This window comes from Streptomyces sp. R11 (genome assembly GCF_041051905.1).
Lineage (GTDB): Bacteria > Actinomycetota > Actinomycetes > Streptomycetales > Streptomycetaceae > Streptomyces.
In genome coordinates, this window is record NZ_CP163432.1 from 7,606,917 (window position 1) to 7,616,208 (window position 9,292).

Annotated in this window: 16 protein-coding genes; all 16 read left to right on the forward strand. The window is 69.7% G+C overall.

What is annotated here, in order from left to right; translation table 11 throughout:
- Positions 1-46 precede the first annotated feature (46 nt).
- The 16 genes from AB5J55_RS35125 to AB5J55_RS35200 all read left to right on the forward strand — a co-directional run bounded on the left by AB5J55_RS35125 (position 47) and on the right by AB5J55_RS35200 (position 9,204).
- The gene (locus AB5J55_RS35125; RefSeq protein ID WP_369274470.1) at positions 47-310 is read left to right on the forward strand and encodes a hypothetical protein; all 264 of its coding nucleotides are present in this window, start codon (positions 47-49) and stop codon (positions 308-310) included.
- Positions 310-645 (forward strand): hypothetical protein, encoded by a 336-nt coding sequence (locus AB5J55_RS35130; RefSeq protein WP_369274471.1) that lies wholly within the window; start codon positions 310-312, stop codon positions 643-645. The genes AB5J55_RS35125 and AB5J55_RS35130 overlap by 1 nt, the downstream gene beginning before the upstream one ends.
- Before the next feature lie 106 nt (positions 646-751).
- The gene (locus AB5J55_RS35135; RefSeq protein ID WP_369274472.1) at positions 752-1,087 is read left to right on the forward strand and encodes a hypothetical protein; all 336 of its coding nucleotides are present in this window, start codon (positions 752-754) and stop codon (positions 1,085-1,087) included.
- Positions 1,084-1,929 carry a helix-turn-helix domain-containing protein gene (locus tag AB5J55_RS35140; RefSeq protein WP_369274473.1) on the forward strand — a complete coding sequence of 282 codons (846 nt, stop codon included), beginning with the start codon at positions 1,084-1,086 and terminating at the stop codon, positions 1,927-1,929. Before AB5J55_RS35135 ends, AB5J55_RS35140 begins: the two co-directional genes overlap by 4 nt.
- A 62-nt stretch (positions 1,930-1,991) precedes the next feature.
- The gene (locus AB5J55_RS35145; RefSeq protein ID WP_369274474.1) at positions 1,992-2,882 is read left to right on the forward strand and encodes a hypothetical protein; all 891 of its coding nucleotides are present in this window, start codon (positions 1,992-1,994) and stop codon (positions 2,880-2,882) included.
- On the forward strand, positions 2,879-4,243 hold the full coding sequence (locus tag AB5J55_RS35150; RefSeq protein WP_369274475.1) for a replicative DNA helicase: 1,365 nt from the start codon (positions 2,879-2,881) through the stop codon (positions 4,241-4,243). The genes AB5J55_RS35145 and AB5J55_RS35150 overlap by 4 nt, the downstream gene beginning before the upstream one ends.
- A 2-nt stretch (positions 4,244-4,245) precedes the next feature.
- Positions 4,246-4,998 carry a hypothetical protein gene (locus tag AB5J55_RS35155; RefSeq protein ID WP_369274476.1) on the forward strand — a complete coding sequence of 251 codons (753 nt, stop codon included), beginning with the start codon at positions 4,246-4,248 and terminating at the stop codon, positions 4,996-4,998.
- A 52-nt stretch (positions 4,999-5,050) separates the two neighbouring features.
- Entirely contained in the window at positions 5,051-5,695 is a 645-nt protein-coding gene (locus tag AB5J55_RS35160; protein WP_369274477.1) for a hypothetical protein, read from the forward strand.
- Positions 5,692-5,982: a hypothetical protein gene (locus AB5J55_RS35165; protein WP_369274478.1), complete on the forward strand. Its 291-nt coding sequence runs from the start codon at positions 5,692-5,694 to the stop codon at positions 5,980-5,982. The genes AB5J55_RS35160 and AB5J55_RS35165 overlap by 4 nt, the downstream gene beginning before the upstream one ends.
- A 65-nt stretch (positions 5,983-6,047) precedes the next feature.
- Positions 6,048-6,209 (forward strand): hypothetical protein, encoded by a 162-nt coding sequence (locus AB5J55_RS35170; RefSeq protein ID WP_369274479.1) that lies wholly within the window; start codon positions 6,048-6,050, stop codon positions 6,207-6,209.
- The gene (locus AB5J55_RS35175; RefSeq protein WP_369274480.1) at positions 6,206-7,228 is read left to right on the forward strand and encodes a hypothetical protein; all 1,023 of its coding nucleotides are present in this window, start codon (positions 6,206-6,208) and stop codon (positions 7,226-7,228) included. Before AB5J55_RS35170 ends, AB5J55_RS35175 begins: the two co-directional genes overlap by 4 nt.
- Positions 7,229-7,230: 2 nt before the next feature.
- Complete coding sequence (locus AB5J55_RS35180; RefSeq protein ID WP_369274481.1) at positions 7,231-7,470, forward strand: hypothetical protein; 240 nt, start codon at positions 7,231-7,233, stop codon at positions 7,468-7,470.
- A gap of 376 nt (positions 7,471-7,846) precedes the next feature.
- Positions 7,847-8,239 carry an SLOG family protein gene (locus AB5J55_RS35185; protein ID WP_369274482.1) on the forward strand — a complete coding sequence of 131 codons (393 nt, stop codon included), beginning with the start codon at positions 7,847-7,849 and terminating at the stop codon, positions 8,237-8,239.
- Positions 8,227-8,472: a hypothetical protein gene (locus AB5J55_RS35190; RefSeq protein WP_369274483.1), complete on the forward strand. Its 246-nt coding sequence runs from the start codon at positions 8,227-8,229 to the stop codon at positions 8,470-8,472. The genes AB5J55_RS35185 and AB5J55_RS35190 overlap by 13 nt, the downstream gene beginning before the upstream one ends.
- Positions 8,473-8,566: 94 nt before the next feature.
- Positions 8,567-8,881, forward strand: coding sequence for a hypothetical protein (locus AB5J55_RS35195; protein WP_369274484.1), 315 nt, complete (start codon positions 8,567-8,569; stop codon positions 8,879-8,881).
- Complete coding sequence (locus AB5J55_RS35200; RefSeq protein ID WP_369274485.1) at positions 8,881-9,204, forward strand: hypothetical protein; 324 nt, start codon at positions 8,881-8,883, stop codon at positions 9,202-9,204. The genes AB5J55_RS35195 and AB5J55_RS35200 overlap by 1 nt, the downstream gene beginning before the upstream one ends.
- The last annotated feature ends 88 nt before the right edge of the window (positions 9,205-9,292 follow it).

The following is a 9,292-nucleotide window of genomic DNA, read 5'->3' on the forward strand; positions in this document are numbered from 1 at the left end:
CCCGCGGGCAGTGCGGGCGGCCTCTCACCAAGGAGATTACGCCGCCATGGCAGACATCGAGTTCACCGTCCGGCTCGGCGACCGCGAAGTCGTCGCCAGCATCCTCGACCCCACCTCCGACCACACCGTGCCGGATCAGCGCGGCTGCCCGTACTGCGAGGACGACGCCTACTTCTCCGGCTGTGACGCGCCTGGCTGCAACGGCTGGGGCTGCCCCAACTGCGGCACTGGCTGCGACCTCGACTTCCTGGACGACGACGAGAGCCGCTGCGCCCAGGCCGCCGCCGAAGACGACGAGGAGGAAGACTGATGCCCCGCCTCACACTCGCCGAGCAGGTCGCCGCCGAGGCCCGCGACAAGACCCTCGCCCAGCTGGTCCGCCAGGCGTCCGACTGGGACCGCAAGGTCGTCGCCCAGGCCGTCCTCATCTGGATGCGCGACCACAACACCGTGTCGGCCAACGACCTGCGCGATCAACTCCCTGAGGTAGCCCGCGGGGTGCTCCCCGGGGTGCTGCGCGGCATGTCCCACAACTTCCTGATCGGCACCGACACCTACGTGCCGTCGACCGCGCCATCCACCAAGGGGCACCGCATAGCGGTCTACCGGCGCCGAACCGAAGCCGACCGGGCGGAGGCCGCGTGATGCTCGACCGCCTCCAGCAGCTGCCCGTCGGTGCCGTCATCCCCCTCGTTTTCCTCGCCGCCGTCATCGGCATCGGCTTCGCCCTCCTGACCACCAGGAGGCGGCGATGACACCCAACCTGTACGACGCCTGGCTGACCGCCGGCAACACCCTCCAGCCCGCGGGCGACTGGGCGGTCGCCAACTGGGTTGGCCTCACCGGCCTAGCGGCTGGGCTCCTGCTCTTCGTGTTGGCGACACGTCGGCACATCCGCAGCGGACGCGAGGCCCACCGCACCCGCGACGACCGCGTCATGGCCCGCCGCTACGCCCGCTACCGGCCCACCCCCGAACAGCAGCAGCCCGGCAGCGACCACCAGCTGTACCTCGACTGCATCGCCGTCTACGGCGAACACCCCGGCATCAACCAACTCCTCAACGACATCCGGAAGGAGAAGCCATGACCACCGCCGTCCGCGAAGCCCCCCACCACCGCAACCTGACCTGCGTCAAGGAATACGACTGCAAGCGCCCCGAGTGCGTCGCCCGATGCCAGGCCTACCATCGGCTCCGCTACCGGCAGATGGGCTACGGCACCTGGCAGCCCCTCGTCGACGCCGAACCAGCCCGCCAGCACATCAACCAGCTGCGCGGCCTCGGCCACAGCATCCCCAGCATCGAGAAGGCCGCCCAAGTCTCCCCGGCAACCCTCTCGCGCATCCTCTACGACGGCGTCAACAAGCGGGCCCACCGCATCCGCCCCGAAGTAGCCCAACGCATCCGGACCATCCCCCTCGTAGCCCCGCCCGTCAAGGCACACACGATCGTCGACGCCACCGGCACCCGCCGCCGGCTGCAAGCCCTGGTCGCCATGGGATGGACGCTCAACGCACTCGGCCCGCAGCTCGGCTTCCACCCGCGACGCCTGACCGACCTCATCCACAACGACCGCGTACTGGCGTCCACCGCTCGCCGAATCGCTGACGCCTACCGGACCGTCCAGACCCGTGATCCGCGAGACCACGGCGTACCGCAGCGCTCCATCAATCTGTCCCGCAACCTCGCCGCCCGCGAAGGCTGGCACGGCCCCCTCGCCTGGGACGACATCGACGACCCCGACTGCAAGCCGGAAACCAAGGGGCGGGCGGACGTCCACCGCCGCCGGAAGACCAGCGTCGACCCGCAGCGCGTCGCCCGGCTCACCGCGATGGGCCGCACCAATGAGCAGATCGCCGCCGAACTCGGCTGCCACGAACGCACCGTCAGCCGCGCCAGGAAGCGGGCCGAGATGGCCACCGCCGCCTAGCCCGGACACGACGGGCCCCGCAACCGAACATCCGCTCCAGCCGAAAGAAGAAGGCCGTGACCTTGGACGCCATGCACTGGGTGTGGAACCACTCCCAGTCGAAGGGGAACGCACGGATCGCGCTGCTCTACGTGGCCGATCAGGTGCGCACCTCCGCGTGCGAGGTGCGGGCCGGTCAGCGCGAGTTGATGCGGGCCCTGAACACCCGCTCCAAGGACACCGTCGAGAAGGCCATCAAGGCGGCCGTCGAGTCCGGCGACCTGGAGATCGCGGCACCCGCTGCGGGGCGTCGGCCCGCCCTGTACCGGCTCCCGAAGGCGGTCGGCTACATGCGCCCAGCCACCGCTTGCGCCCCGGAATCCGGGGCACAAAGTGACACCGCGGCCAACCGTTGTGCCCCGGAAAACGGGGCACAAGCTCCCGCTAGCTCCCCGGATTCCGGGGCACAAAGCTCCGAAGCCGATCCGGCTTGTGCCCCGGAATCCGGGGCGCAAGAAACCCGTTGTGCCCCGGAATCCGGGGCACCTCCCCAACACTACGTAGTAGAAGAAGAAAGCCAGCAGCGGCGAGACGCGTTCACGATCTGCCAGCCGCTCATCAAGGCACTCACCGAAGCCGGGATCACCGTCTCCTGGGGCATGCCCCCCGAAGACCTCAAGCGGGTAGCAGCCGCCGTCGAACGAGCCGGCATCCCCGCCATGGTCCGCTTCGCCCTCGACACCCAGCGCACCCGCCGCGACCGGATCCTCTACGCCCGCTACTTCGTCCGCGGCTGGACCGGACTCCCTCCTGCCGCAGCCGGACCCAAGAGCAGCGGCCCACAACCGCACTGCGGCCACGCCGACTGCGACCCCGTCACCCGCACCCGTGAAACCGAAGACGACCGCGGACTGCGCCGAGTCCACCCCTGCCCCGAATGCCACCCGACAGCCCAGAAAGGACACGCTGCATGACCGAGCCCCTGTGGGAGCCCGACCTCCTGCCCGACGAGCAGATCGCACCCCACAACATCGAAGCCGAAAGGGCGGCTCTCGGCTCCACGTTCTATGACCTGACCGCCATTGACGCCATCGACCGCGTCATCGCCGGCCCCGAGGACTTCTGGGAGCACCGCCACCAGATCATCTGGCAGACCATCGCCGGAATGTACTGCCGCGACCGCAAGCCGAAGATCGACCCCATTACCGTCGCGGCCGAACTCCTCGCCACAGGCGAACTCACCAAGATCGGCGGGGCCGCCTACCTCCACGAACTCGCCCAGTCCGTGCCCGTCGTCGGGAACGCGGACGGCTACGCCGAGATCATCCGCGAACACGCCCAACTGCGCGCCGTCCTGACCGCCACCCGCAAAGCCAGCCAGCGCGTCATGTCCGCCGCCAACACTGCCGCCGAGATCCTCGAAGCCGCCATGGCCGACCTCCAAGCCGCTGCAAAAGGCGTGCAGCCCGCCGACGAGAAACTGTCCGTCGCCGACCGTTGGATGGGCTTTGTAGACGAACTCGAAGCCGGCCACGACCCGCGCGCCCTCGACACCCCCTGGTACGACCTCAACGAGATCGTCGAACTCAAGCCCGGCCAGCTCATCACCGTCGGCGCCGGCACCGGCCAAGGCAAGTCCCTGTTCGGCATGAACCTTGCCGCGCACATCGCCCTCACCCGCGGCAGGCCCGCTCTCGTCGCCTCCCTGGAGATGGGCGGCTCCGAACTCATGGCCCGGCTCACAGCCGCCGAGGCCGGCGTCAACGTAGACAAGCTCGTCCGCCGCAAGCTCGACCCGTCCGACTGGGAGAAAGTCTTCCGCGCCGCACCAAAGCTGCAGAACGCCGAGAACTTCATCCTCGACGACTCCCCGAACCTCACCCTCGGCAAGATCCGAGCACGCGTGCGCTGGATGGCCGCCTCCGGCCGCACCCCTGCCATCGTCGTCGCCGACTACCTGCAGCTCCTCACGCCCGAGCCCAGCGGCAAGAAGGAGCGCAGCCGCGCCAATGAGGTGGCTGAACTCTCCCGCGGACTCAAGCTCCTGGCGATGGAGTTCGAGATCCCTGTCGTCGCGCTCGCCCAGTTCAACCGTGGCGCCGTCGGCCGGCAGCCCCTCGTGTCCGACTTCAAGGACTCCTCGGCGATCGAGCAGGACTCCAACGTCATCGTCCTCATGCACCGGCCCCTCGCTGAGGACGGGTCAGACACCGGACCCCGCGCCGGCGAGATCGACCTCATCGTCGCCAAGAACCGCAACGGCGCCTCCGGTCGCATCGTCGCTCTCACCTTCCAGGGCCACTACGCCCGCCTGCGTTCCATGGGGAGGGGCTGACGGTGAGCATCCAGGACGACTACGACGGCCGCGACATCTTCGAGGCCCTCGCCGACGACTTCGAGACCGCACGCCTGCGCCGCGAACGCCTCCGCAGCGGCCACGAGGCGCAACTCGACGGCGACATGACCATCGAAGCCCTGCCCACCGTCTACAAAGGCACCACCTTCCGCTCTGCCCTCGAAGCGTCATGGGCAGCCACGCTCAACTCCGTCGGCATCGTGTGGGAGTACGAGCCGGAGACCGTCACCCTGCCGTCCGGAGCCAACTACCTGCCCGACTTCCGGCTGCCGGAGATAGGCACCTGGCTTGAGGTCAAAGGCACCGGCGTCCCGCGCATCGAGAAGGCCTACGAGTTCGGTGAGTCCCTCGTCTGCGCTTGCCCTCGCATCCGGGGGATCCGCCGCTGCTCCTGCCGCTGGCCTGGCGGCGAACTCGTCCTCATCGGTAACCCGCCCCGGCCCATAGACCCGTGGTCCGACGGCTACGAGGACTGGAACCCCTACGCCATGCGTCGCCTGATGTGGCACCACCCGGGCTACGTCAGCTGGACATCCACCCGCAACAGCCGCTGCTGGCTCACCCGATGCACCGCCTGTAGGCGAGCGACCTGGTTCGACATGCCGCGCTGCCGCGCCTGCCGCGGACCGCTCGCCGGCTCGATCGGATTCCACTCCGGCTCCAGCGAGTTCAAGTTCATCCGCATCTCCGGCACAGCCATCACCCCCGATGACGACGGCGACCCCGCCGCCTGATCCGCCGCCACGACACCGCCAACACCACTGACCCGCCAGCAAGGAGACCACCATGAACCAGCCGCTCACCAACCTCGATCTCGACGAGATCGCCAGCCGAGCAGCCCACCTCTACGAGTACGTGAACGTCACGGACGAGGCCGCCCAGCCCGACTTTGATCAGCTGACCGGGACGGACGTGACCGCACTGCTCGCCGAAGCCCGCCGCCTACGCGACGCCAACGCCCAACTCGACCGCATGCTCGGCGAGGCCATCGACGACCGCGACCAGATGCACGAGATCGCCGACAAGCTGGCCTACGCCGTCGCCCCCGAGGAAGTCATCGGCGAGCACTCCTCGATGAACTGCCCGTGGACGAACGCCCTCGACCTGATCACACCCAAGGCCGAGGTGGACAAGCTGCGCGCCGAAGTGGCCACCGCCCGCGGTCAGGCGATCGCCTGGGCCGCGGACGTCGTCGACGCCAAACTCACCACCGAGCCGGACCACAACCGGGCTTCCGCGCTGTACGAGCTGCTGCTGCGCCTCCGCGGCGAACTGCGGTGCACCTGCGCGCGAAGCGGCGGCCTGCACGCCGAGGGCTGCCGGAAGTACGTACCCGGCCACGAACTGATCAGCCCCGTTAATGCGCTCGCCGCGTACCGCGCCGCCACCCCCGCGTCTGCTGTTGCCGTGTCTGGGGGCGAGCAGCAGTGAGCGCCGCCGACGAACTCACCGCAGCAGCCGACGTGCTGGAACCCCTCGCCCGCAAAGCGCAGCAGGACGTCGACACCGGCCGCTACTGGTCCTGCTACGACAAGGCCACCGCATGGCGTGACGGGCTCACCAACGGCATGGGCGGCGCCAGCGGCGATCTGGCCGCCGCGCTGCCTCCGGCCGCCGTTCTGGAGCTGTCCCGCTGGCTGCGGTCCGCGGCCCGGGACGCCCGCGAGATCGGCCCCGATCCGCACGCCCTCGCTGTGGCCCGAGCGCTGACCCCGTGACCACCCACCGGACCGGCCGCCGTGTTGGAGCCACGGCGGCCGGCACCCCGAGCTTAGGAGACGTGATGAGCAACAACCCGGCGGCCTGCCGCTACTGCCCCCACGAGCGGCGCGAGCACATGCAGCGCTGGACGAAAGGCGTCGGCTGGCACCAGTGGACGCAGCCCACCCAGGAACAGATCAAAACCCGCATGCTCGCGCGTCACGCTGCTGGAGGAACCCGATGACCGACACCACCAACACCCCTGAGCCTGTGCGCCTCCTCGCCTGCGGCTACTGCTACGAGGAGCACGGCGAGGAGGTCCACCCGCACCCGGAGTGCCCGATCGGTAAGACCGGAACGCCCGCCCGCTACCGCCTCCGCTCCGATGAGGAGATCGAAGCCGTTCAGTGGACCGGCCGCAACGCCGACCAGCTGCGCGCCTTCTGCGGCCCGGACTTCGACACGATCGACCCCGAGGACCGCGCCGAGGACCCGGACCAGGACGCGCAGCTACTCAGCGACGCCAGCCACTGGGTGGGCATGAAGCCTGGGGACTGGGTGCTGAAGCACGTGGACCACTTCACGGCCACGTCGGACGAGGCGTTCCGTGCCGTGTGGGAGACCGCCGTCCTGCCTGCCGTGCCGGTCCCGCCCACGACACACGCTGGCGACCGGGCCGCGCCCGTCGACTGGATCGACGGCCACCCGCAACTGGAGGCCATCGCCGCCGCAGTGTGGGAGCAGTGCCGCCACACCGAGCACGGCGGCTGCATCGATGACGACCCGCGGAACATCGCCGTGGCCGCCTATGCCGCCGTACTGCCTGTGCTCACCGGCCTGGCCTCCGAGATCCGGGCCCGCGCCTTCAAGGCCGCCGCGAACTACGTTCGGGGCCACTCCGCCGATGAGCGGTACGGTCGCGCCAGCATCAGCACGGCAATGTGCATGGTGTCCGCCGAGCTGCGCCGCATGGCCGACGAGGCGCAGCAGCAGCCCGACACCGAGACGCGCGGGACTGAGGCGCACCCGCCGGGCCATCGCTGGTACGTCGAGACGCTGGACGAGCTCGCCGAGGAGTGGGCGCCCGGCATGCGGTTCACCGACCGGGCCGAAGCCCTGGCTCGCTTCGAGACCGTGAGCAGGAACCATCCGACGTGGAAGGACGGCGCGCCCGTTCGGCGCCGGTTCGTGCGGGAGACGACCTCGTACACCGTCGAGCAGCCCGCCAGCGGCCCGGGTCGTGTGGCCGACGAGGAGGCCTGACCGTGGCCACGTACACCACCGAAACCGTCACCTCCACGGTCCGCCGCTGGATCGTCCCCGCCGCCGAGCCCTGGGGTGCGACGTCCGCCGAGATCGGGAGGGCGTGGACGGCCGCGCAGGTTGCCTATCGCGAGCACCACGCCATCCCGGTCGGTCAGGCGCTGCCGGGTGACGCGTTGCGCTTCCACGTCCGAGGCGAGGAGATCGTCATCGAGTTCGCCACCGAAGCGAGGACGCAGTGACCGCCGTTGCCGCCTACGTGGTGCTCGTGGTGGTGCTCCCCGCGCTGCTGCTCGGCCACCAGGGGCAGGACTTCCCTCTGCCCCTGCGTGGGGCGTGGCGGGCCCTCAGCGCCCGTCTCGCGGCCGAACGCCCGGAGCAGGCCCCCGGCTTGCTCCGGACCCCGGATCGGGCCACAGAGAGCCGTGTGTGGCTTCGATCGGCTCGGGTGCCGGGATCTGAACCGACCGCAACAGCCCCGTCCCGGCCGCACAGTCCGCGCTGTGGCGCCTCGCAGGGGTCCGGTGGGGGTTTTCACGCACCGACTCCCGCCAGCCGCTCACAGAAGCGCTCAGCGCCTTCGTGGGCCAACACCCAACCGATCAACGAGGAAACCGCATGACCGACCCGTACCGCGTACTCGTCACCGGCAGCCGCGACTGGCAGAAGCCTGAGGTGATCCGCTTCGCCCTCGACTACGCGTTCTGCGAAGCCGCGCATACAGCCCGCCCGCTGACCGTCGTTCACGGGGCTTGCCCGCGAGGGGCGGACGCACAAGCCGCCGACTACGCCAACTACCTGATCAGCCGCGACCTGCCCGTCAAGGTCGAAGCCCACCCCGCGAACTGGCAACTCAACGGCAAGCGGGCCGGGTTCATCCGCAACCAGCTCATGGTCAACCTTGGTGCTGACCTGTGCCTTGCTTTCATCCGCAACGGCAGCCGCGGCGCCAGCCACACCGCAGCGCTCGCTGAGCAGGCCGGGATCGAGACGAGGCGGTGGACCGCGTGATCGCCTACGCCCTCGCCGTCGGCGTCATCAGCGGCCCGTTCATCTCCGCCGCCCTGTACGCCCTCCGCCAGGCAGGCCGCGTCCTGGCCCGCCGCTGGGACGCGTGGGAGCACGCCGCCCTCACCTGCCCCCACCGCAGCCACCTCCGCCGCTACAGGTGGCCGATCAACACCATCTGCGCAGTACGCATCGGCACCGAATGGATCAACGCCATCCGCAGGAGGCCGACATGAAACCCCTCATCGCCATCGCCGGACTTACCTCCGCCGGCTGGCTGTTCCGCCACCTCGTCCACCGCATCGCACACCTCACCACGAAGGAACGCCGATGACCCGCGGACCCGCCCGCATGCCCCTCACCCCAAGACAAGCCCAAGCCCTCACGGCCGCAGCAACCGGCGCCCCCCTCAGCAAGGTCGCCACCTCGCTCGGCATCACCCGCGAACACGCGGCATCCCTGCTATCCCGCGCCTACCAGCGGCTCGACGTCACCTACCTGCCCCGCCATCAGCGCCGGGACGCCGCTGTACAGGCCGCAGTCCGCCGCGGACTCATCACCCTGCCAGCTCACGACAACGGGCCCAGCGTGCGGGAGGCAGCCGCCAACGACCGGCGCTGGCCGCTGGAGAAGGCGGGCGAGTGATGGCCGACGAACCCCGCCTCGACGTCAAGGTCATCGACTACTGGGGTCCGGTCTGTGATGGGGGCCGCCACAACCAGCCGCACCCCGGCGAGACCTGCGACGAGGCCGACGAATGGATCACGCTGCGGAACAAGATCCTCAGGGACTTCTTCGCGCAGGCCTTCGCACAGATGGTCGCCGGCAGCGACGCGGCAACCATGGCCGGCACCGCCTTCGCCGCAGCTGTCGCCGACCCCGTACCCACACCCGAACGCACCGACATCCAACGCGCCCTCGACATCCTCGGCCCACACCTCGCCTGGCAGCCGCTGTACCGGGCATGACGAAACCCCCGCCCAATCACCGGGCGGGGGCTTCTGCGTGTCCAATTCGCAACCTTGTCGACAAGTCGTCCCACCTTCACCCTTTCCA

What these genes read in the sequence shown, in the direction of transcription:
- AB5J55_RS35125 (WP_369274470.1), top strand. Translation starts at nt 47, where the DNA reads ATGGCAGACATCGAGTTCACCGTCCGGCTCGGCGACCGCGAAGTCGTC.
- AB5J55_RS35130 (WP_369274471.1), top strand. Translation starts at nt 310, where the DNA reads ATGCCCCGCCTCACACTCGCCGAGCAGGTCGCCGCCGAGGCCCGCGAC.
- AB5J55_RS35135 (WP_369274472.1), top strand. Translation starts at nt 752, where the DNA reads ATGACACCCAACCTGTACGACGCCTGGCTGACCGCCGGCAACACCCTC.
- AB5J55_RS35140 (WP_369274473.1), top strand. Translation starts at nt 1,084, where the DNA reads ATGACCACCGCCGTCCGCGAAGCCCCCCACCACCGCAACCTGACCTGC.
- AB5J55_RS35150 (WP_369274475.1), top strand. Translation starts at nt 2,879, where the DNA reads ATGACCGAGCCCCTGTGGGAGCCCGACCTCCTGCCCGACGAGCAGATC.
- AB5J55_RS35160 (WP_369274477.1), top strand. Translation starts at nt 5,051, where the DNA reads ATGAACCAGCCGCTCACCAACCTCGATCTCGACGAGATCGCCAGCCGA.
- AB5J55_RS35170 (WP_369274479.1), top strand. Translation starts at nt 6,048, where the DNA reads ATGAGCAACAACCCGGCGGCCTGCCGCTACTGCCCCCACGAGCGGCGC.
- AB5J55_RS35175 (WP_369274480.1), top strand. Translation starts at nt 6,206, where the DNA reads ATGACCGACACCACCAACACCCCTGAGCCTGTGCGCCTCCTCGCCTGC.
- AB5J55_RS35185 (WP_369274482.1), top strand. Translation starts at nt 7,847, where the DNA reads ATGACCGACCCGTACCGCGTACTCGTCACCGGCAGCCGCGACTGGCAG.
- AB5J55_RS35195 (WP_369274484.1), top strand. Translation starts at nt 8,567, where the DNA reads ATGACCCGCGGACCCGCCCGCATGCCCCTCACCCCAAGACAAGCCCAA.
- AB5J55_RS35200 (WP_369274485.1), top strand. Translation starts at nt 8,881, where the DNA reads ATGGCCGACGAACCCCGCCTCGACGTCAAGGTCATCGACTACTGGGGT.